Origin of the sequence: Aliagarivorans taiwanensis DSM 22990, from assembly GCF_000429505.1 — a bacterium.
GTDB classification, from domain to species: domain Bacteria; phylum Pseudomonadota; class Gammaproteobacteria; order Enterobacterales; family Celerinatantimonadaceae; genus Aliagarivorans; species Aliagarivorans taiwanensis.
Map to the genome: position 1 here is coordinate 66,636 of NZ_AUBZ01000004.1, position 20,573 is coordinate 87,208.

Annotated in this window: 21 protein-coding genes; 3 read left to right on the plus strand and 18 right to left on the minus strand. The window is 54.5% G+C overall.

Translation table 11 applies throughout. From position 1 onward, the window contains the following. The first annotated feature begins 104 nt into the window (after positions 1-104). Positions 105-383, plus strand: a complete 279-nt coding sequence (locus G462_RS0104240; protein WP_026957882.1) for a DUF3302 domain-containing protein — start codon at positions 105-107, stop codon at positions 381-383. Beyond that, entirely contained in the window at positions 383-1,333 is a 951-nt protein-coding gene (locus G462_RS0104245) for an HlyD family secretion protein (protein ID WP_026957883.1), read from the plus strand. The genes G462_RS0104240 and G462_RS0104245 overlap by 1 nt, the downstream gene beginning before the upstream one ends. Before the next feature lie 90 nt (positions 1,334-1,423). Here G462_RS0104245 and G462_RS0104250 read toward each other — a convergent pair whose 3' ends face one another. From G462_RS0104250 to G462_RS0104325, 17 genes are all read right to left on the minus strand, one after another. Next, entirely contained in the window at positions 1,424-2,029 is a 606-nt protein-coding gene (locus G462_RS0104250) for a peroxiredoxin C (protein ID WP_026957884.1), read from the minus strand. Positions 2,030-2,254: 225 nt separating this feature from the next. After that, on the minus strand, positions 2,255-3,334 hold the full coding sequence (alr, locus tag G462_RS0104255) for an alanine racemase (protein WP_026957885.1): 1,080 nt from the start codon (positions 3,332-3,334) through the stop codon (positions 2,255-2,257). A gap of 14 nt (positions 3,335-3,348) precedes the next feature. After that, on the minus strand, positions 3,349-4,776 hold the full coding sequence (dnaB, locus tag G462_RS0104260; protein ID WP_026957886.1) for a replicative DNA helicase: 1,428 nt from the start codon (positions 4,774-4,776) through the stop codon (positions 3,349-3,351). A gap of 226 nt (positions 4,777-5,002) precedes the next feature. After that, on the minus strand, positions 5,003-5,293 hold the full coding sequence (locus G462_RS0104265) for a c-type cytochrome (RefSeq protein ID WP_084404925.1): 291 nt from the start codon (positions 5,291-5,293) through the stop codon (positions 5,003-5,005). Positions 5,294-5,391: 98 nt separating this feature from the next. Then, positions 5,392-6,018: an ATP-binding cassette domain-containing protein gene (locus tag G462_RS0104270; RefSeq protein WP_026957888.1), complete on the minus strand. Its 627-nt coding sequence runs from the start codon at positions 6,016-6,018 to the stop codon at positions 5,392-5,394. Further along, positions 6,005-7,708, minus strand: coding sequence for an ABC transporter permease (locus G462_RS0104275; protein WP_026957889.1), 1,704 nt, complete (start codon positions 7,706-7,708; stop codon positions 6,005-6,007). Before G462_RS0104275 ends, G462_RS0104270 begins: the two co-directional genes overlap by 14 nt. Continuing rightward, complete coding sequence (locus G462_RS0104280) at positions 7,705-8,898, minus strand: ABC transporter substrate-binding protein (RefSeq protein WP_051326524.1); 1,194 nt, start codon at positions 8,896-8,898, stop codon at positions 7,705-7,707. Before G462_RS0104280 ends, G462_RS0104275 begins: the two co-directional genes overlap by 4 nt. Before the next feature lie 147 nt (positions 8,899-9,045). Further along, a complete protein-coding gene (gene rplI, locus G462_RS0104285; protein ID WP_026957891.1) occupies positions 9,046-9,498 on the minus strand; it encodes a 50S ribosomal protein L9 in 453 nt (150 codons plus the stop codon). 45 nt (positions 9,499-9,543) lie between these two features. After that, positions 9,544-9,771, minus strand: coding sequence for a 30S ribosomal protein S18 (gene rpsR, locus G462_RS0104290; RefSeq protein ID WP_016400825.1), 228 nt, complete (start codon positions 9,769-9,771; stop codon positions 9,544-9,546). Between the two features lie 4 nt (positions 9,772-9,775). Next, on the minus strand, positions 9,776-10,090 hold the full coding sequence (gene priB, locus G462_RS24150) for a primosomal replication protein N (RefSeq protein WP_084404926.1): 315 nt from the start codon (positions 10,088-10,090) through the stop codon (positions 9,776-9,778). 2 nt (positions 10,091-10,092) lie between these two features. Next, positions 10,093-10,512 carry a 30S ribosomal protein S6 gene (rpsF, locus tag G462_RS0104295; protein ID WP_026957892.1) on the minus strand — a complete coding sequence of 140 codons (420 nt, stop codon included), beginning with the start codon at positions 10,510-10,512 and terminating at the stop codon, positions 10,093-10,095. Between the two features lie 164 nt (positions 10,513-10,676). Continuing rightward, positions 10,677-12,599 (minus strand): diguanylate cyclase domain-containing protein, encoded by a 1,923-nt coding sequence (locus tag G462_RS0104300; RefSeq protein WP_084404927.1) that lies wholly within the window; start codon positions 12,597-12,599, stop codon positions 10,677-10,679. Between the two features lie 187 nt (positions 12,600-12,786). Further along, the gene (rlmB, locus tag G462_RS0104305; protein ID WP_026957894.1) at positions 12,787-13,521 is read right to left on the minus strand and encodes a 23S rRNA (guanosine(2251)-2'-O)-methyltransferase RlmB; all 735 of its coding nucleotides are present in this window, start codon (positions 13,519-13,521) and stop codon (positions 12,787-12,789) included. Between the two features lie 3 nt (positions 13,522-13,524). After that, positions 13,525-16,026: a ribonuclease R gene (rnr, locus tag G462_RS0104310; protein WP_026957895.1), complete on the minus strand. Its 2,502-nt coding sequence runs from the start codon at positions 16,024-16,026 to the stop codon at positions 13,525-13,527. A 104-nt stretch (positions 16,027-16,130) separates the two neighbouring features. After that, positions 16,131-16,847 carry a tetratricopeptide repeat protein gene (locus G462_RS0104315; RefSeq protein ID WP_026957896.1) on the minus strand — a complete coding sequence of 239 codons (717 nt, stop codon included), beginning with the start codon at positions 16,845-16,847 and terminating at the stop codon, positions 16,131-16,133. A 134-nt stretch (positions 16,848-16,981) separates the two neighbouring features. Then, positions 16,982-17,908: a malate dehydrogenase gene (mdh, locus tag G462_RS0104320; RefSeq protein ID WP_026957897.1), complete on the minus strand. Its 927-nt coding sequence runs from the start codon at positions 17,906-17,908 to the stop codon at positions 16,982-16,984. Between the two features lie 136 nt (positions 17,909-18,044). Beyond that, entirely contained in the window at positions 18,045-18,773 is a 729-nt protein-coding gene (locus G462_RS0104325) for a transporter substrate-binding domain-containing protein (protein ID WP_026957898.1), read from the minus strand. Between the two features lie 197 nt (positions 18,774-18,970). Here G462_RS0104325 and argR point away from each other — a divergent pair, with 197 nt between their 5' ends. Further along, entirely contained in the window at positions 18,971-19,438 is a 468-nt protein-coding gene (argR, locus tag G462_RS0104335; RefSeq protein WP_026957899.1) for a transcriptional regulator ArgR, read from the plus strand. A gap of 77 nt (positions 19,439-19,515) precedes the next feature. Here argR and G462_RS0104340 read toward each other — a convergent pair whose 3' ends face one another. Beyond that, the gene (locus tag G462_RS0104340; protein WP_035476748.1) at positions 19,516-20,562 is read right to left on the minus strand and encodes an ABC transporter ATP-binding protein; all 1,047 of its coding nucleotides are present in this window, start codon (positions 20,560-20,562) and stop codon (positions 19,516-19,518) included. Positions 20,563-20,573 lie beyond the last annotated feature (11 nt).

Here is a 20,573-nt window from a genome sequence, read left to right on the forward strand (position 1 = left end):
CCTTCGCTTCTTACATAGGCCCACTATGCTGCGTCACTCCTTACTCAGATGGCGTTTAAAGTGAACAAACGTCGAATCCGAGAGATAAACAGGCCCTAAACGTCCTGCTGTTTGTCGCCTTGGTTTTTTTCTACGGCATTATCGCCATCCACGACATCCCTTACGAAATCGCCCAACACCGCAATCACCCGCATCAAGATGCGATTCATGTGGCAGGCTGGGTCAGCCTGTTCACCCTGCATGTGTTGTGGCCGTTTCTGTGGATCTGGGCGACCCTGTATCGCGAGGATCGCGGCTGGGGCTTTAGCCATGGTCGGCCCGAACCTCAGTTACAGGCACTGATCGAGCGCATCGAAGCCCTACAGCAGAAGGAGGATAACTAATGGAAGTACTGTTAATCCTCACTTACAGCGCGATCTGCATCTTTAAGGTATTCAAGCTCCCGCTCAACAAATGGACGGTGCCCACCGCCGTGCTTGGCGGCATCATCTTACTTGGCGCCATCATGGTCACCATGAACTACAACCACCCCTACTCAGAGGTGGCCCGCAAGTATGTCCCGACCACCCCTATCGTCCCTGAAGTCAGCGGCCACGTGGTGGACGTGCCAATCAAAGCCAACCATCCCCTTGAGCCGGGTGAGATCCTGTTTCAGATCGACGCCGCCCCGTTTGTCGCCAAACGAGATGCCCTACGCACCCAGCTTAGTGCCGCTGAGGAAGATCTGGATCGGGCCCAAACCTTGCGAAAACGCGGCGTGGGTAGTGAGCGCGATGTAGACCGCGCCCGCAGTGAGATGGAACGGCTGGAAGGCGAGCTGGAAGTGGCCAGCTTTCACGTCGAGGAGACCACCGTGCGAGCGCCGGGCCATGGCTACGTAACCCAGCTGATTTTGCATCCGGGGATGCGCGCGGTGTCATTGCCGCTGCAGCCGAGTATGGTGTTCGTGCACGACCAAGATGCCCGCTATGTGGCCTTCTTCTGGCAAAACAACGTGCTGCGCATTGAGCCAGGGCTAGAGGCGGAAATCGCCTTTGACGCCATCCCCGGCAAGGTGTTTACCGGTAAGGTGGAAGAGGTGTTGCCGATGATGGCTGAGGGGCAGCTTAAGCCCTCCGGCACGCTGATAACGGTAAACCCCTACGCGGAAGCCGCCGGTCGGGTACCGGTGATTATTAGTATCAGCGATCCGCGCTTCGAGGCGTATCAACTGCCCGGTGGTGCCTTTGGTCAGGCAGCGGTTTACAGCGAGCACGCCCATCATGTGGCGATCATCAGGCGTATGCTACTGCGTATGTCGTCGTGGATGAGCTTCCTGTTCCCCTTCCACTGATCAGCACTCTCGTACAACTGCTCGTAGTGCAGACACAAAAAAGCCCGGCATCAGCCGGGCTAAACACTTAGGAACTCGGTTAACTAAGTCTTACAGTTCTTCTGCGTTAGCAGACAGGTACTTCGCTACGCCTTCTGGGCTTGCGTCCATACCTTCTTTACCTTCTTCCCACTGAGCTGGGCATACTTCGCCGTTTTTCTCGTGGAAGTTCAGAGCGTCAACCATACGCAGCATCTCGTCGATGTTACGGCCAAGTGGCAGGTCGTTAACTACTTGGTGACGTACAACACCTTCGCTGTCGATTAGGAAAGAACCACGGAAGGCTACGCCAGCTTCTGGATGCTCAACGTCGTAGGCTTGACAGATTTCGTGCTTCACGTCAGCTACCAGTGGGTACTTAACTGGACCGATACCGCCATCTTCGATAGCAGTGTTACGCCATGCGTTGTGAGAGAACTGAGAATCGATAGATACACCGATTACTTCAACGCCTTTAGCTTTGAAGTCTTCGAAGCGGTGATCGAAGGCAATCAGCTCTGAAGGGCATACAAAGGTGAAGTCCAGTGGGTAGAAGAATACAACTGCTGCTTTACCTTTAATGTGCTCGCTTAGAGTAAAGCTATCTACAATCTCACCGTTACCAAGAACAGCTGCAGCGGTAAAGTCAGGAGCGGGACGACCTACTAGTACACTCATTTTGAATTTCCTTGTTTAAGAAGTTGCTTAAGTTTCGTAGCTAATCATGCGGTATCGACACGCCGATGGCGAATCGAATAAATCGATTATTTCGATAGGCAAGTGCTATCAAACAATCAATTAACAAGATCATTGCTCAATTAACATACAAAAGCAACAGCGCGAAAACAGAATTCATCTAAATGATATTTAGTTGATGAAAATCAGTAGATTAGTGCGCTCGCGCTAGTCGTCGAGGTAGCGCAGCGCCACCCGCTGGGTGTGATTGGTCACCAGCTCATAGGCGATGGTGCCGATGCTGGCCGCGACTTTTTCCGCAGGCAGTTCTGGGCCCCATAACACCACCCGATCGCCGGGCCTGTCTTGCGCTTCTGGGCCGAGCTCAACACACAGCATATCCATCGACACCCGGCCGACAATCGGTACCTCACGCCCATTTAACCAAACCGGCGTACCGCTGGGCGCGGTACGCGGATAGCCATCACCATAGCCCATCGCCACCACACCTAGTCGGGTTGCGTGCTCAGACTGCCAGCTCGCCCCATAACCCACTGAGCCGCCTTTGGGATGCTCGCGCACCGCAATCAAGGTGCTTTGCATGGTCATGGCGGGAATGAGCTTAAAGTCGCGGCCAAAGCTGTCTACCTGCGGCGAGATCCCGTACAGGGCAATCCCCGGGCGGTTCCAGCTGCCGTGGCTTTGCGGGTGAAATAGAATGCCGGCGGAGTTGGCAAAGGAGGTTTCAAGTGCCAGTTCGCCTTGCTGCTCATCGAAGCAGGCTTGCTGCTGGCGATTGAGCGGATGCTCTGGCTCATCGGCACAGGCAAAGTGGCTCATTAGTTTGACCGGCTGCTGGATATTGCGGCAAGCCTGAATACGTGGCAGCAGGTCGCGCCACTGCTCAGGTAGCAGACCCAAGCGATGCATACCGGTATCGATCTTAACCCACACCTCCAGCGGCGCTGGCAGGCGGCTTTGCTCCAAGCAGCGCAGCTGCTCTTCGCTGTGTAAGGCCACTGCGACGCCATGTTGGGATAGCTGCAGTGCTTCCTCAGCGCTGAAGAAGCCTTCCAGCACTAGCAGCGGCTTGGTCACCCCCGCCTCACGCAGCAAAACCGCCTCGCTGGCCCGCGCCACGCCATAGCCATCGGCCTCGCTAAGGGTGTTAACCACCGCCTCGACGCCATGGCCATAGGCATTGGCTTTCACCACCGCCATCATCTTGGACTGGGGTGAATAGCTTCGTAGTTGCTTGAGGTTGTGTCGCAGAGCTGCTCGCGACACCAGAGCTTGTGCTACATCCATACCACTACACACGGTTATTCATCGTCGAAGAATTCTCCGGCGTAATTATCAAAGCGCGAGAACTGGCCTTGGAAGGTCAGCGGCACTTTACCAATAGGACCGTTCCGCTGTTTACCGATGATAATCTCAGCCATACCTTTGTTGGCGCTGTCCTCGTGGTACACCTCATCCCGGTAGATGAACATAATCAAGTCGGCATCCTGCTCAATAGAGCCCGATTCACGCAAGTCAGAGTTTACCGGGCGTTTATCGGCACGTTGCTCCAAGCTACGGTTTAGCTGCGATAGTGCCACCACCGGCACCTCAAGCTCTTTGGCCAGCGCTTTAAGCGAGCGCGAGATCTCGGCGATCTCCAGGGTACGGTTTTCACTCAGGCCCGGCACCTGCATCAGCTGTAGGTAGTCGACCATGATCATGCTAATACCGCCATGTTCGCGGGCAACCCGGCGAGCACGTGAACGCACCTCGGTCGGCGTCAAACCCGAAGAGTCATCGATATACATCTTCGATTTTTCGGCCATCAGACCCATGGTTGACGACAGGCGAGCCCAATCGTCATCATCCAAACGGCCGGTTCTGACCTTGGTTTGGTCAATGCGGCCTAAGGAGGCCAGCATACGCATCATGATCTGCTCAGAGGGCATCTCCAAGCTGAAGATTAGCACCGGCTTGTCTTGGGTCATTGCGGCATATTCGCAAAGGTTCATGGCGAAGGTGGTTTTACCCATGGAAGGACGCGCAGCCACAATAATCAAATCGGAGGGTTGCAAGCCGGCGGTCATTCTATCCAGATCACTAAACCCACTGGATACCCCCGTCACACCACCAGAGTCAGGAGATTTATAGAGCTCTTCAATTCGGTCAATGGTATCTGAGAGGATACTTTTAACTTCCTGCGGGCCCTCGCTGGTATTGGTACGCGCCTCAGCAATCTTAAACACCTTACTTTCGGCGAAGTCGAGCAGCTCAGCACTCTCTCGGCCCTGCGGCTCGTAGCAACTGTCGGCAATCTCATTGGCCACCGAGATAAGCTCGCGGGTCACCGCGCGCTCGCGCACAATATCGGCGTAGGCGCGAATATTGGCGGCACTTGGGGTGTTTTTGGCGATCTCGCCCAAGTAGGCAAAGCCGCCGATGTCTTCGAGCTGCTCTTGGCGCTCCAGCTCTTCCGAGACGGTAACCAGATCCACCGGTGAACCCTTCTCGGCCAAGCGCGCCATCGCGTTAAAGATGTGTTGGTGTGGACGTTGATAGAAGTCCTGAGCCACCACCTTCTCAGCGACGCCATCCCATGCGTTATTGTCCAGCATCAAGCCGCCAAGTACGGCTTGCTCCGCTTCCGAGGAGTGAGGTGGAACCTTAAGCTGCTCGACCTGAGCATCACCTTTGGTGTTGTTGCGTGGTCGCTTACTGTTGGCAGCTGAGTTTGCAGAAGGAGCCATGGAATTACGTCGTTAAATATTCGGCCCTCTATTATGCGCGATAAGCCGCTACTGAGCTAGCGCCTGTTTATCGTTCGCGTCGAGTTTTGCGTGAACAAAAGCGTTCAGTCGCCCAAACAAGAGGCAAGAAGAAAGAGACAAGAAGAAGAGGCGAAAAGAACTGGTGGGAAGTTGATAGTTGCTGGATGGCAAGTGGTGCCCATCGGCACCACTCAAGCGGAAGGTATTACAGGGCCGAGAAATAAGCGGCCAGCTCTTTCATCTCATCATCGGTCAACATCGCAGCCTGCCCCTGCATTACCGTGGCATTGGTCGTGCCGGTACGCTGCTTGTTCTTATAGGCAACCAACGAGTCGTAGAGGTACTTTTCATTCTGCCCTTTCAGATTGGGGTAGCCATCGATGACGGCAATGCCATCAGGGCCATGGCAGCTATGGCAAAGTGGCGCCTTGGCGGGCGCTGCAGATAGGCTAAGGGAAGGCAGAACCAGCCATAGTGCCAATACTGACTTATTCATAAACGTCCTCATTGTTAGTTATATCGCTCCATCACTCAGGTCCTTGATTACGGACCAACTTCCCTTTGAGCCTAACAGAGGCTTTGATTTTTCTCCAATCACTGCAGCGCGTGCACCTGCGCGCCGTGAGGCACATCATCATGATCATGGGTGACCAACAAGGCCGGGATGTTCATCGCCTTGATTTGAGCAAATACGAACTCGCGAAACTGCGCCCGTAGCGCCTTGTCTAACTTGCTAAAGGGCTCATCGAGGAGTAGCAGTTCTGGTTCTGCCAACAGGCTGCGCAACACACTCACCCGCGCCCGTTGGCCACCCGACAAGTGGCCGATATCGCGCTGCTGATAGCCGCTTAACTCGGCCTGTTCTAGCACCTGGGCAATCCGTCGCTCAGCCTCATCTCGAGACACATCGCCCAAGGCAAAACGCAGGTTCTGCTCGACATTAAAGTGGGGAAACAGTAGGTCGTCCTGAAACAAGATCCCCACCCGCCGGCGCGCTTGTGGCAGCTCAAGTAGTTGCCGCTGATTAAGAACAATCTCGCCCGAGGGTGTAAAACAACGCGACAAGGTGCCAGCAATCGCCGCCAGCAGGGTCGATTTACCGCAGCCACTCGGTCCCATCACCGCCGCCACCTCGCCGGGGGCGACCTCAAAGCTCAAGGGTGAAAACAGGTGGCGAGCATCGCCGCTAAATCGAATACTCAGCTGATTAAGTTCTAACATGAAAGGTCCAACTAAAAGGCTTAAACACCCGCTTGGGCGTAGTCAGTTGCGCCAAACTAAATACCAGTAGTGGCAACAGGCTCTGCAATATCACCATCACCGCAGTAATCCTTCGATCGCCGCCCGAGGCCAGCGCCACAGCCTCGGTGGTTAGGGTGCTAAAGCGCCCGGCGCCAATAAACAGCGTCGGCAGATACTGGGCAATGCTCACCGAGAAGCCCACCGCCATGGCTACAGCTATCGGCTTGGCCAGCATGGCCAGCTTGATTTGCACGAAGCTTAGCAGCGGTCGGTGATTGAGGCTCACCGCCGCCTGCATATAGCGCTGCTCAAAACCGCGGTAGTTATCGGCCAAGGAGAGAAACACATAGGGCAGCACAAACACGGTATGCGCCCAAATAACCCCTAGCCAGCGTCCATCTAACTGCCACTTCAGCAACTGCACCTGTAGCCCAAACAAGAAGGCCACCTGTGGCACCAACAGTGGCAAGTAAAACAGCTTGGACCATCGCAGCGCACGGGCGCGGTCACTGTGTAGCTCGTACTCCAAACAGCCAATACACAGCAGCAAGCTGAGCAGCGCGGAGGACAGCGCCAACAGCAAGCTTTGGCTAAAGGGAGAATAGGCAAACTCGGCCGCTTGTTGCCAGGTCCCTAACTGCCAGGTTTGCGGCAGCATATCCGGGAAGCGCCAGCGCCAAGCAAACGACCAGATAAGCATTACCACCATTGCCAGACCCGCTAGCAGCATCGCGGCGGTAACTAACAGGCCTGCGGGCTTATCGCTGCGCGGCCGATGACGGCGACCATTGAGCTGCCAACCAAGGCTCCAGCGTAAACAGTGTCGCTCCAACCATAGGTACACCAACAGCACCGAGCCAATCAGCGCCAGCAGCCAAAGCGCGCCAGCGGCCCCCATCAAGCGAAAGCTGACATCGCTATGGGAGAACCACTGCCACACCAGCACCGCTAAGGTGGGAGGCTTGGTGGGGCCGATAACCTGCGCCACGTCCACCACCGAACAGGCAAACGCTAATACCGCTAACATCGGCAGGCGCACCCGCGGCAACAGCTGCGGAATAATCACTCGCCACCACACTTGCGCCCGGCTATAACCCAGACTTTGCCCCACAGCAAGGCTTGCGTTCAGCGGCATCTGGCCGGCCGCTACCGCCAGCATAAACAGCAAGAAGGGCAGCTCCTTGAGCCACAGCGCCAGTACCAAGCTCAAGCCATAAGGGTCTTGCACACTTTGCCAAAGCGGTGGGTAACTAAAGCCGGTCAGCCACGGAGAGAGTGAGCGCAGTACCCAGCCGCTGGGGGCGAGCAGAAATACCAAGCCGATCGCCAGCGCCACATGGGGCACCGCTAGCATTGGTGCGAAGGCCCGTTGCAGCCAGCGCCAACTGGCGCGGTGATAACAGTGAGAGAGCACATACAGCGCGCTTATCAGCGCCAAGCCGCTGGAGAGCACGCCGCTTAGCACACTCAAGCCACTCGCCTGCAGGGTTAGCGGGTGGGCAAATAGCGCTTGCCACGCCTGCAGGCTCCATTGTTCAAAACCGAGACTTGGCAGATAACCAAAGGAAGGAAGTAGGGTGTACCACAAGCCGCTTAACAGCGGCACTAGCATCACCAGTAGGGTAAGGGCTGGGAAAACGCCCAGCCAACGTCCATCGATTCGCGTCATTTACCGTAGCGGCGTAACCACTCTGCTTCTAACAGTTCCAACCAAGAGATATGCGGTTCGGCCAGCGTGCGGGCACGGTCCTCAGCACTGAGCATGGCTGGATGCTGCTGGGCGACGAACAGCGCCCGTTGCTCGGCATCGAGCTTGCGCATATCGAGAATGCTCGGGTCCCCCCAATGGTTCAGATCCGCCTTACGGGCCTGCGCTTCTGGCGACAATAGGAAGTTAGCCACCACCATCGCAGCCTGAGGAACTGAGCTGTTAAACGGGATCGCCACAAAGTGGGTGTTGGCAATGGTGCCACCCGCGAAGGTATAGCTACGCACCGAGTCCGGCAGACGCCCCTGCTCCACCGACGATGCCGGCTCATTCGGATTAAAGGTAAAGGCCAGCGTTAACTCGCCGTCGTTGACCAACTGCTGCATCTGCCCCGCGCCATTAGGCTGAACCTGGCCGCCGCGCCACATCAGTGGATGTAGTTGATCAAGGAAGCGCCACAGCGCAGCGGTGTGCTGCTGAAAGCGCTCAGGGTTGGCGGGGAGCTGCAACAGCGCCGGATCGTCCATCCACTCCCACAGCGCTTGTTTGATAAAGGTGGTGCCATAGAAATCTGGCGGCGCCGGGTAGCTAAACTGGCCAGGATGCCGCTTGGCAAACTCCAGCAATTGCGCCATCAAACGAGGCAGCTGGTTGATACGCTCGCTATCGTAGTAAAAGGTCAGTTGCGCGCCGCCCCAAGGGGATTCCATCCCGGCCACTGGCTCGCTGAAATCATATTGTAGCGATGCGCTTTGCTGGTCGGTCAGCGCCAGATTGGGCAGCTCTTCCGCAAATGGGCCGTATAGCAGCTCCGCCTGTTTGAGGGTGCGAAAGTTCTCACCGTTAACCCATAGCAGATCAACACTGCCGCCCTGCTCGCGGCCACTGGCATGTTCAGCAATGATCCGACTGACCACATTGGCAGTATCGCTGATCTTAACGTGCTTGAGTTCGATGCCATGCTCTTGCTTGACCCGCTGCGCCACCCAACGGATATAGCTGTTGATGTTCTCCGAGCCTGCCCAAGCATTGAAATAGACGGTTTGACCGTCTGCCTGCTGCTCAATCTCTTGCCAGTTTGCCTGAGCCGGCAACACCGCTGTAAGGCTAATGATTAACGCAAATAATCCGAATGCGAATAGACCGCGCACGATAAGTCTCCCTGTCTAGTCGGTAGCTTGCTTCATGATGATAACAATTCCCTAAAGGAAAACCGCATAAGACAGTGAAAACTTTCAACAAAAACGAAAAAACCGCGCCGGAGCGCGGTTTTACATCAACTAAGCGAGTTGTGAAGATTAGTCTTCAGCAACAACGTTCAGGTTGATGGTAGCAGTAACTTCTGAGTGAACCTGGATAGCGATTTCGAATTCGCCCAGAGTACGCAGAGCACCGTTTGGTAGACGTACTTCAGCTTTAGCGATTTCAACGCCAGCAGCAGAAACTGCATCAGCGATGTCGCGAGTACCGATAGAACCGAACAGCTTGCCTTCGTCACCAGCTTTAGTAGTGATAACAACAGCTTCAAGAGCGTTCAGCTTCTCAGCACGTGCTTCAGCAGCACCCAGGTCAGCAGCTAGTTTAGCTTCCAACTCAGCGCGGCGAGTTTCGAAAACTTCCAAGTTAGCTTTGGTCGCAGGAACTGCTTTACCCTGAGGGATCAAGAAGTTACGAGCGTAGCCAGCTTTTACGTTAACTTTGTCGCCCAAACCGCCTAGGTTAGCGATTTTGTCTAGTAGAATAATTTCCATTACCTTTCCTCGAATATAAAGGTTGAGTTAGGCCGAGCCTTCGACTTACTTGTGTAGGTCGGTGTAAGGCAGCAGAGCCAGGTAACGAGCACGCTTGATAGCACGTGCTAGTTGACGTTGGTATTTAGCGCTAGTACCAGTGATACGGCTAGGTACAATCTTACCGCTTTCAGTGATGTAGTTTTTCAAAGTTGCAGTATCTTTGTAATCGATCTCTACAACGCCTTCCGCTGAGAAGCGGCAGAATTTACGACGACGGAAAAAACGTGCCATAACATTATCCTCGTGATAACAAATCAATAGTGTGGGCATGCAGTACTAAGCGGTATTCGCCGCTGGGTAATTTATGACTGGATACAAACCCAGTTACCCGTACTTCAGACCCCATTGTTAATTGCAATGAATCTTGCTCAAATGCCTCGCCACTTAGCACCACTGCCATTTGGCAATAGGCTTGGCGATTGAGCCCAGCTTCTGTTTGAGCTGAGCGGTGCTCCAGCCAAAATTGGCAATGAGGAACACCCGCCGGACTGGTATTTCGTTTTGGTGCCCTAAGCAGGCGACCAGTCAACACCAGACGGTTGTCAGACATTCTTACTCTTCGCTTGCAGCTTCTTCAGTTTTTGGTGCTTCAGCAGCAGGACGCTCTTCACGACGTGCTGGACGCTCGTCGTCACGGCGTGCTGGACGCTCATCCTTCGCTTTAGCGATAGGAGAAACTTCAGTTACAGCAGCTTTGGTGCGCATGATCATGTTACGGATAACGGCATCGTTGAAGCGGAAAGCAGTTTCCAGCTCGTCAACTACTTCTTGAGTAGCTTCGATGTTCAAAAGAACATAGTGCGCTTTGTGCAGTTTTTCGATTGGGTAAGCCAGTTGACGGCGGCCCCAGTCTTCCAAACGGTGGATCTGACCGCCTTTCTCAGTGATAACAGCTGAGTAACGCTCGATCATACCGGCAACTTGTTCGCTCTGGTCCGGGTGAACCATGAATACGATTTCGTAATGACGCATGATTGCTCCTTACGGGTTAATAGCCACTCGCTCGGTACAGTCAAACCTTGGTGGCAAGGAAACAAAATTGTTGGTGACTGTTTTAGGAGGCGCGATTTTAGCGGATAGCTGAGCGCTAAACAACCAAAAAATAGACGATTGGACGGATAAGCAAGAAAAGCAGGTTATGGCTTGGCCTTACCGCTGCCTTTTACCCACTCTCGCATCTGCTGCGATTGACGTTTGTAGTAGGCAAGCTGCCGGTCAGACTCGAGCATCAGCGCGTCAAGATCAACGGGTTGCTCTCCCAGCACATCGCCCACGTAGCCAATGGCGCAGTCGATGCTAAACGCTTGCTCGCTCTCGGTGTTGAAGCGATTAACCTCTTGGACTAAGCGCCCGTTAAGTAGCTCAAGCTGCGCTTGGTCGCAGTGGGCTAGGAACACCACAAACTCATCGCCCCCCAAGCGAGCGACGATATCGTCGCGACGAAACGCGGACTTAAGTACCTGAGCCATTGCCATTAGGGCTTTATCCCCCTCGGCATGTCCCCAGGTATCGTTGATCGGCTTGAGTCCATTGAAGTCGATACTGACGATGGTGAAGGTCTCTCCGGGCGCGAGGCCTTGCAAGCGCTGGCGCACTTTCTGTTTAAATCCGCGGCGGTTATCCAGCTCGGTTAGCTCATCGGTAACCGAGAGATCTTGCAATTGCGCGTTACGCTCGGTCACCGAGGCTAGCACCTGCTCTAATTGCGCCAGGTAGTCCTTGGCTTCTTGCTGGGCGATATCTCTGGCTTCGTTGGATAAGATCACCTTCAGGCTCAGGCTAATAAAGCCGCGGATCAGTTCAACCTCTGACTCCTGCCCTTCGCTGATATCGAACACCACATAGCCCATGTACTGGTCGTTAATCGACAATGAGCGCACTAGCCAATAGTCGACGGTGACATCGTCATAAAATCGCGCGGGTAGCAGATCGGCGCTGGCAAAGGCGAGCGGCTCAGGCAGGTATACCCGCGAGCCAGACTGGTGGGCGAACACCAGCTCACACTGCTCGGGGATCGGGTCGTCCAAACGCAAATCCGGCATTGGATAGAGACACAGGTAACAGCCTCGCAGGTGCAGGCTGGGCAGAGACGTAGAAAGCTGGCGGAACAGGCTTTCCCGATCCAATGCATGGATGTTCTCAAAGATATGGTAAGACGATTGTAAATAGGGCATATGGATATCATCATAGGGCTGCTCTTCTTCACAGCCGCACGATTGACGAATCACCAGCTCCGCAGGCAGCGTTACGGTTTGCTCTGTATCCTGCTGGTCACCCAGTAACAGGCGAAAGGCCTGTTTAGCTAGCTCGGCGCGGGGCTGACGCACGGTAGTCAGCGCCGGTGACACCAGGCTAGCCGAGGGCATATCGTCAAAACCGACCATTGGGTACTTACCGATTAAGTTTGGCGCTTGGCTATTCATGTAGTTCCAAGCGCCCAGTGCCATATCATCGTTGGCAAACACAATGGCATCCACCGCTAAGCCGCTGTCGACGATGTCCTGTAAGGCTCTTGCGCCACTGGTTGGGCGGAAATCACCGCGAAACAGATAGCGCTTGTCCACCTCCAGTCCATGTTTGCTAAGCGCTTGGCGATAGGCTTGCAGGCGCAGCTCCGCCTCGACATTGCCCTCAGGGCCGGTGACGAATACGATACGCTGATAACTATGCTCAACGATTAAGTGCTCAACCATCGCTTGCATGGCACTTTGATTGTCGATGAGCACCGTGTGGGCACCGGCGTAAGGCTGGAACAAGCTGACTAGAGGTACCACCGACAGACGAGCCATAAAATCCTCAGCAATGTGCTTGGAGCAGTAGCTGAACAGACAAGGACTGAGGGTTAAGATACCATCGAACTGTTGAGGCTTGATATGCTGGTAGACTTTGTTGTGTCGCTTCTCATTAAGTAGCTCTGAAGACAGCGGACGTCCTTCGAATATCACCAACTGACATCCTTGCTGTTTCGCTACTTTTTTCAGTTCCCGGTTAAGTGGGACTTGGTAGTTGCCGTAACAATTATCGACAATTAACGCTATTCGGTGTTCCGTTGAATCCAAGCTATTCCTTCAGCCCAATGTCGAGAAAACGCATCTGCGGGCTATCGTTTTGACATCAGCATAAGGTTAGCAAAAGCGTATGAAATAAAAACAATGTGAAGCGTTTCTTAGTTTCGAAAGTTTGCGCTGAAACAAAAACGCAGCTGATTAAGCAGCTGCGTTTAGCGTGTGATGGCAAGCAAAGAGGCTAGCGTCGTTGGCGCACCGCCTCAAACAAACAGATACCGGCGGCCACAGAAACATTCAAGCTAGACACAGCACCAGCCATCGGCAGTTTCACCAGCTCATCACAGGTTTCGCGAGTCAGGCGGCGCATGCCTTTCCCTTCGGCGCCCATCACAATCGCCATCGGCCCTTGCAGCTTACAATCATAGATAAGCTGCTCGGCTTCACCAGCGGTGCCCACCAGCCATACGCCCAGCTGTTGCAAGTCGCGCAGGCTACGCGCCAAGTTAGTCACCACCACCAGCGGTACGGTTTCCGCCGCACCACAGGCCACCTTACGCACGGTGGCATTGAGCTGAGCAGATTTGTCTTTGGGTACAATCACCGCCGCCACGCCAGCGGCATCGGCGTTACGCAGACACGCGCCGAGATTGTGTGGATCGGTGACGCCATCGAGCACCAAGAACAGCGGCGAGCTGGCTTGCTCGACCAAATCGGCCAAGTCGGCTTCGCTGTATCGGCGGCCGCCTTTAATACGCGCCACGATACCTTGGTGCTGGGTGTTGCCGGCTTTGTCGTCCAGTGCCTTGCGCGGCATTTGCTGTACCGAGCAGCCTAAGCGTTTCAGCTCATTGAGCAGCGGCAGCAGGCGTTCGTCTTGACGGCCTTTTAAGGCATACACTTCGATAAAGCGCTCTGGGCTGCGCTCGGCAAGGGCCTGCACTGCGTGCAAACCGTAGATAATCTCTTGGCTCATGATTTAACTCTTGTTCGCTTTGTTGGCGGCACGCTCACTTTTACCGGCGCGCTGCTTACGCTTTTTCTTTGCTTTAGGCTTAGCCTTGGCTTTCGATTTCGCCTTGCCTTTGGGCTTATCATCGCCAGCGGATTTGGCCTTGCTGGACTTATCCCAAGGGTTGATCTCGGCCATCTTCTTCTCGGCCGAGGTCTTACGTCGCTTACCCTTATTCTTGGTATCGCGATGGCGCTGCTTGGTTTTACCCTCGTCGCGTCGGCCACTGCGTTTACCCGAGCCGCGGCGCTCTTCAGCGCGTCCACGGGATTCGTTAGCTGGGCGCTCAAACTCGTCTTCGTTGTCTTGGCTGTTGACCAACACAAACTCCAGCTTGCGATCGTCCATATTGACCGAGGCAACCTTCACCCTTACCGAGTCACCAATACGGAAGCGGCGGCGGGTATTTTCGCCAATCAAGGTCTGGCGGGCAGCATCATAATGATAATAATCACCGCGTAAAGAGGTGATGTGCACCAAGCCGTCGATATGCAGCTCATCGAGGCGCACAAAAAAGCCAAAACCGGTCACCGCAGCGATATTACCCGGATAAACCATGCCAACATGGTCCAGCATAAACTCGCACTTCAGGCCATCGGCCACCTCGCGGGTGGCATCGTCGGCGCGGCGTTCGGTCATCGAGCAGTGATCGCCAAAGCCGTCCATCTCATCAAGATCATAACAGCGGCCACCAGTGCTGGTATGTGGCTTGGTCATCGCCTTACCGGCTTTTTCCGACTGCTCCAACGCAATCAGGTACTTGATCACCCGATGCAGCAGCAGATCCGGATAACGGCGAATCGGTGAAGTAAAGTGGGCGTAGGACTTTAGCGCCAAACCAAAGTGACCGATGTTGTCGGGCTGGTAAACCGCCTGCATCATCGAGCGCAGCAGCATGGTCTGGATCAGCTCACGATCCGGGCGCTCTTGGATCGCCGCAGCCAGCTCAAAATAGTGTTTCGGCTCTGGGCTTTGGCCGCCACCGAGAGGCAGACCTAACTCGGCCAAGAAGCCGCGGAAGGTGTTGAGTTTCTCATCGCCCGGTTTGTCGTGCACCCGGAACAAGATCGCCTGTTGCGCCTTCTCCACATACTTGGCGGCAGCAACGTTGGCTTGAATCATACATTCTTCGATGATCTTGTGCGCGTCGTTGCGCACCAGCGGCACGATCTGCTCAATCTTACGCTGGGCGTTAAAGATAAAGCGGGTCTCCTGGGTTTCCAGCTCGATGCCGCCACGCTCAGCGCGGGCTCTCTTAAGCGCCTGATACATGCTGTGCAGCTCTTTAAGATGCGGCACCTGATCGCTGTAGCGCTTGGCCAAGGCCTCATCGCCATCGAGAATGGCGGCTACCTTGTTGTAGGTTAGGCGGGCATGTGAGTGCATCACCGCCTCATAAAACTTAAAGCCCGACAAGCGGCCAGCCGCCGAGATGGTCATCTCCGCCACCATACACAGCCGATCGACCGCCGGGTTTAGGGAGCACAAGCCATTGGAGAGCTGCTCTGGCAGCATCGGTACCACTTGGTCGGGGAAGTACACCGAGTTACCGCGGTTGTAGGCTTCACGATCGAGGGCGGAGTCGGGGCGAACGTAGTAGCTGACATCGGCAATCGCTACCCACAGCCGCCACCCGCCGGACTTCTTGGTTTCGCAATAAACCGCATCATCAAAGTCGCGGGCATCTTCGCCATCGATGGTCACCAGTGGCAGCTTACGCAGATCCACTCGGCCTTGCTTGGCGCTCTCTTCCACCTCTTCTTTTAGCGAAGACACTGATTTGAGCACCGCCTCTGGCCAGCTGTGGGGAATATCGTGGTTGCGCAGGGCCACCTGCACTTCCATACCCGGTTCCATTTTTTCGCCGAGGATGTCCACCACCTTGCCCATGGCGTTGCGGTTAAGTACCGGGCGCTCGGTGATCTCCACCACCACCACTTGGCCCTGTCGGGCGCCCATGGTAGCGCTTTTGGGGATCACGATATCTTGGTTGATGCGAGTATCATCGGGCACCACAAAGCGGGTTTGTCCCTCAACAAAGAAACGCCCCACCAGCTCAAGCTTACGCTGTTTCAGCACCCGTAAGATCTTGCCCTCACGACGTCCGCGCTTATCCATGCTCGACGGCGCAGCCAGCGCAAAGTCGCCATGGAACACCTTGGCCATCTCTTTCGGTGGCAGGAACAAATCAACCCCGCCTTGCTTCACCTTAAAGAAACCAAAGCCATCACGGTGACCAATCACATTGCCAGTCACTAAGCCCAAGCGTTCAGGCACAGTAAAATCGCCACGGCGGGTTTCCACCACCTCACCTTGCTCCATCAGCTCTAACATAATGGTTTTTAGCTGTTGGGCGTTTAGTTCGGCGAAAGCGTCGAGGAGGGCTTCGGCAGAGAGTGGTGCCATCTCTTCAACAATGGCTTGGTGTACGCGTTTTTCGATTGAGGCTGAACTAGCCGATGGGTGCATCTTGGCTCCTGAGGGAGGGAAAAATTGAGGTTACAGCGCTAAGGATAACCCCTCCCCCGAGCTTAAGCCAGCAAACTAGGCTTGCTGGCCACTCGCCAAAACAACTAGTAAGGCTGGTTACTGGCCTTGGCCTTGGCCACTACGTGGGCAGGCATTTTGTTGGCCAGCGCGGCAAGTAATTGCTCCGCCTGTTTGTGGGTGGCCCTATCGGCGATGATCGCATGGTGCAGCCAGCGATAGCCGTCTTCGTAATCAAGAGGGCTGCCTTGACCTGCCACCAGCAGCTCAACAAATTGGAGTTGCGCCTTCAGAAAGCCTTGGGCAGAGGCTTCGCGCAGCAGTGGAATGGCCTTGGCATAGTCGCGCTGTACCAATATACCGTTGGCATAGTAGCGGCCCAATTGCTCCAATGCTGCAGCCAGGCCTTGGTTGGCGGCTTGCCACATATAGTGAACGCCCAGTTCGGGATCAGGCTCGACACAAACGCCCCACGCCAGCATATCTCCCCATAAAAACTCATAGGCGGGGATCGCCACCTTCTCGGCACGGGCTTCGATATCCTGAACCAGCTGACAGTCATCTTCTTTGACTCGGTTAAGGTGCTGGTTTAGGTTGATCCATCCAATCAAATCGTCTTGCTCATAGATCTCGATGGCCGCGAGCTGCGGGGGCTCGGTCTCATAGAGAGGCTCAAATTCGACTTCTTCGGCTTGCTGCTCGCCCGCTTCATCGTCAACGGATATATCTGCCACCGTCTCTGCCACTACTTGGCCAGATAGCATCATCGATAGTGCAAGTGATAAAGCGATTGGGGTTTTCATGGCACACTCTCTTGGGATTTCTGCTTATGTTATCGGACAGCGCGGGGAAAACTAAAGTGGTGCGCACAATTCGATAGTCTGGCGCGATCAAAAAAGGGCGCCTATGCGCCCTTATCGTGTGAATTCGTTTGCGATTAAACGAAGTCTACACCTTTTTGGATGTCGCCTTGCAGGGTATCCAGCATGCCGTCGATGGCCGCTTTTTCGAACGCGCTAACTTCGCCGTACGGCAGTACTTCAGCAACGCCCTGTGGACCCAGACGCAGTGGCTGAGCGAAGAATTCAGCGTGCTCGCTGCCACCTTCTACGTAGGCACATTCAACAACCTCTTCACCCTGTGCTGCACGTACCAGTGACAGACAGAAGCGAGCAGCCGCTTGGCCCATAGACAGGGTTGCGCTACCGCCACCCGCTTTGGCTTCTACCACTTCGGTACCCGCATTCTGGATACGAGTAGTCAGTGCAGCAATCTCGTCGTCGCTGAAATCCAGACCCAGCTGAGACAGCAGAGGCAGGATGGTTACGCCGCTGTGGCCGCCAATCACGTTGATGTTCACGTCTTCTGGGCTCAGGCCTTTGGCTTCAGCAATAAAGGTTTCAGCACGGATAACGTCCAGCGAGGTCACACCGAACAGTTTAGCTGGATCATAAACACCGGCGTTCTTCAGCACTTCACGGGCAATCGCAACAGTGGTGTTTACTGGGTTGGTAATGATGCCGATGCATGCTTTCGGGCACACTGCAGCACATTTTTCGATAAGGTTCTTAACGATGCCAGCGTTGATGTTGAACAAATCAGCGCGGTCCATACCCGGCTTACGGGCAACACCAGCAGAGATCAGTACGATGTCGGCACCTTCCAAGGCAGGGCTTGGATCTTCACCGGCAAAACCTTCAATCGCAACTTGAGTCGGAATGTGGCTCAAATCCTTGGCAACACCAGGAGTTACCGGTGCAATGTCATACAAAGATAATTCAGAACCTGCAGGTAGTTGGTTCTTCAATAGTAGGGAAAGGGCCTGACCGATACCGCCAGCTGCTCCTAATACCGCAACTTTCATGTGACGTTCTCCATTTTTTGTAATTAAGAGGGGGATTCCAGACTGGCATCCACGATAGCCAAAATAGGGAGCAAATACAAACCGCTACAAAAGCACGATTTGCTGAATCCCAAGATCTCCATCGTGCTTCACACTTTTAAGGCTCAGCCTCAAAATATTCTTGATAAAGCTGTCGGTAGCTTCCGTTGTTTTTGACCACAGACAAGGCGTGATTGAGCAAATTCAGCAGTTCTTGATTGTCTTTTGACACCGCAATGCCCAAGCCGCTACCCAGACTATGGTCCTTGGGGCGCGCTGCAAGGTGGGTGTATTTGTTAAGCCAGTACATAGCGGCTGCTTTGTCGATGAACACGCCATCGATGCGGTTCTTGGCCAAATCGTCCAGCGCGGCTTGATAGCTGGGATAGGCAATGGCGAACAGCTCGGGACGCTGCTCTTGAATGAACTCTTGCAAGCTAGAGCCACTTTGCACCGCAATCACGCTGCCATCGACGATATCAACCGCGACACCTTCGACCTTGGGCACCACAAACACCGCCGAGTTGTCGAAGTAGGCATCGCTGAAATCCACCAGCAACTGTCGCTCCTCGGTGATATCCAGCGCAGAGATGGCGGCATCATAATGGCCGTTTAACACACTGTGTAACAGGCTATCGAAGGGTTGGTGATAGAACTCGCACTTGCGATTGATCTGCCGGCACAATAGCTCGGCTAGTTCAATATCAAACCCGCGCAGGTCTTGCTGCTCAAAGTACTCAAAGGGAGGGTAAGAGGCTTCGGTGACAAAGCGGATCGGCGTTTCGTCGGCGGCCAGAGCGGCGTTACTTAACCAACAAAAAAGTAAGATCTTAAATAGTCGCATCATTAAGACTCAGGCATGGCCTGCTGGATGTTGTTTTGCTACTTACCAAAGCATACGCCAACAATTGCTGCTAGGTAAGAAAGCAAATCAAAAAAACCGTGAACTAAACCGATGAATTTCTATGCAAAATTGTCGACTAAAGTTGATAACAACCTGAATTTTGTCCAAAATAGCAGCGAGCAAAATGAAGGTGAAAAACAATGAAGTACAACGACCGTCAGGAGCAACTGGTTAAAGCATTCAAATCGTTACTCAAGCAGGAACGTTTTGGCTCCCAAGCGGAAATTGTGGCCGCGCTGCAAGAACAGGGCTTTGAGAACATTAATCAAAGCAAAGTATCCCGGATGCTGAGCAAGTTTGGCGCAGTACGCACCCGCAATGCAAAAATGGAAATGGTGTACTGCCTGCCCGCCGAGCTAGGCGTGCCCACGGCATCGAGCCAACTGAAGGTCTTGGTACTGGAGATGGACCACAACGACGCGCTAATCGTCATCCATACCAGCCCGGGCGCTGCACAACTGATCGCTCGCCTACTCGACTCTCTGGGCAAGGCTGAAGGCATCTTAGGCACCATTGCTGGCGACGACACCATTTTTATCACGCCAACCCAGCAAGCCCGCATCGAAGAAGTGTTTGCCTCGATTAAAGAGTTGTTTGAGGTTGCTTAAGCGCAGCAGATAAGCAAAAAGGTCGCCAGCAGGCGACCTTTTCGATTGTGCTGTCTTAAACAGAACTAAGCCTATCTTTACGCGGCAAACACAAACACCGCATCGTTGGGCACTTCCACCCACACTGTCGCCCCGGCCTGAGCCTGCCAGTGATCGCGCACTCGCGCCTGAAAAACTTGCTGTGCACCCGGCAACCTCAGGCGGAAGTGGGTCTCGTTGCCCATGGGGTGCACCGAGATCACCTCGGCGGCCACCAAGCCCGGCGCCTCTAGCTGATGCAGGCGGACATCTTTCGCGCGTACGATAACCTTGCAGTTGGTGCCATCGGCTAACTGATGCGGCTTTATATTGCCAAACGGCGTGACAAGGCCTTGTTCCACCACTTGCAATTCAAACTGGTTGCTGGGGCCAAATAGCGCTGCCACAAACGCGCTGGCTGGCGAGGCATAGATCTCGTGTGGCGCACCTTGCTGAACAATATGCCCATGGTCCATCACCACCACTTTATCGGCCATAAACAGCGCCTCTAGCGGGTCATGGGTCACCATTACTGCTGATGCGCCAATGCTTTTAAGCAGGTCCAAGGTATCTTCACGCACTTGCTGGCGTAAGTGCTCATCCAGTGCTGAAAACGGCTCATCGAGCAACATAATACAGGGCTTAGGCGCTAGCGCTCGCAGCAAGGCCACGCGCTGCTGTTGGCCGCCACTTAGCGTGTGGGGATAACGATCCCACATATCCTTAAGCCCCATTTTATCCATGGCTTGTTGCAGCCAGGCGCGACGCTCATCCACATCATGGTGTTTGGCCAGACCATACTCGAGGTTCTTACCCACCGTCATATGGGGAAACAGCGCATAGTCTTGGAACATCATGCCGATACCGCGTTTTTCCGGTGGTGTTTGCAGGCCTTCACTGGCCACCGCCATCGCCAGACCCGCAATCGAGATATCGCCCTGTTGCAGCGGCTCCAGCCCAGCGATTAGTCGCAGTAGGGTGGTCTTACCGCATCCTGAAGGCCCAAGCAGCGCCACAATCTCACCCGCTTGCAGCTGCAGGTCCACATCGATAAGGGCCTTCTGCTGCCCATAGCTGTGACTGATATTGTTAAGAGAAATACTCATCAAAGGCTCAC

What these genes read in the sequence shown, in the direction of transcription:
- G462_RS0104245 (WP_026957883.1), top strand. Translation starts at nt 383, where the DNA reads ATGGAAGTACTGTTAATCCTCACTTACAGCGCGATCTGCATCTTTAAG.
- G462_RS0104250 (WP_026957884.1), bottom strand. Translation starts at nt 2,029, where the DNA reads ATGAGTGTACTAGTAGGTCGTCCCGCTCCTGACTTTACCGCTGCAGCT.
- alr (WP_026957885.1), bottom strand. Translation starts at nt 3,334, where the DNA reads ATGGATGTAGCACAAGCTCTGGTGTCGCGAGCAGCTCTGCGACACAAC.
- dnaB (WP_026957886.1), bottom strand. Translation starts at nt 4,776, where the DNA reads ATGGCTCCTTCTGCAAACTCAGCTGCCAACAGTAAGCGACCACGCAAC.
- G462_RS0104265 (WP_084404925.1), bottom strand. Translation starts at nt 5,293, where the DNA reads ATGAATAAGTCAGTATTGGCACTATGGCTGGTTCTGCCTTCCCTTAGC.
- G462_RS0104270 (WP_026957888.1), bottom strand. Translation starts at nt 6,018, where the DNA reads ATGTTAGAACTTAATCAGCTGAGTATTCGATTTAGCGGCGATGCTCGC.
- G462_RS0104275 (WP_026957889.1), bottom strand. Translation starts at nt 7,708, where the DNA reads ATGACGCGAATCGATGGACGTTGGCTGGGCGTTTTCCCAGCCCTTACC.
- rplI (WP_026957891.1), bottom strand. Translation starts at nt 9,498, where the DNA reads ATGGAAATTATTCTACTAGACAAAATCGCTAACCTAGGCGGTTTGGGC.
- rpsR (WP_016400825.1), bottom strand. Translation starts at nt 9,771, where the DNA reads ATGGCACGTTTTTTCCGTCGTCGTAAATTCTGCCGCTTCTCAGCGGAA.
- priB (WP_084404926.1), bottom strand. Translation starts at nt 10,090, where the DNA reads ATGTCTGACAACCGTCTGGTGTTGACTGGTCGCCTGCTTAGGGCACCA.
- rpsF (WP_026957892.1), bottom strand. Translation starts at nt 10,512, where the DNA reads ATGCGTCATTACGAAATCGTATTCATGGTTCACCCGGACCAGAGCGAA.
- rlmB (WP_026957894.1), bottom strand. Translation starts at nt 13,521, where the DNA reads ATGAGCCAAGAGATTATCTACGGTTTGCACGCAGTGCAGGCCCTTGCC.
- rnr (WP_026957895.1), bottom strand. Translation starts at nt 16,026, where the DNA reads ATGCACCCATCGGCTAGTTCAGCCTCAATCGAAAAACGCGTACACCAA.
- G462_RS0104315 (WP_026957896.1), bottom strand. Translation starts at nt 16,847, where the DNA reads ATGAAAACCCCAATCGCTTTATCACTTGCACTATCGATGATGCTATCT.
- mdh (WP_026957897.1), bottom strand. Translation starts at nt 17,908, where the DNA reads ATGAAAGTTGCGGTATTAGGAGCAGCTGGCGGTATCGGTCAGGCCCTT.
- G462_RS0104325 (WP_026957898.1), bottom strand. Translation starts at nt 18,773, where the DNA reads ATGATGCGACTATTTAAGATCTTACTTTTTTGTTGGTTAAGTAACGCC.
- argR (WP_026957899.1), top strand. Translation starts at nt 18,971, where the DNA reads ATGAAGTACAACGACCGTCAGGAGCAACTGGTTAAAGCATTCAAATCG.
- G462_RS0104340 (WP_035476748.1), bottom strand. Translation starts at nt 20,562, where the DNA reads ATGAGTATTTCTCTTAACAATATCAGTCACAGCTATGGGCAGCAGAAG.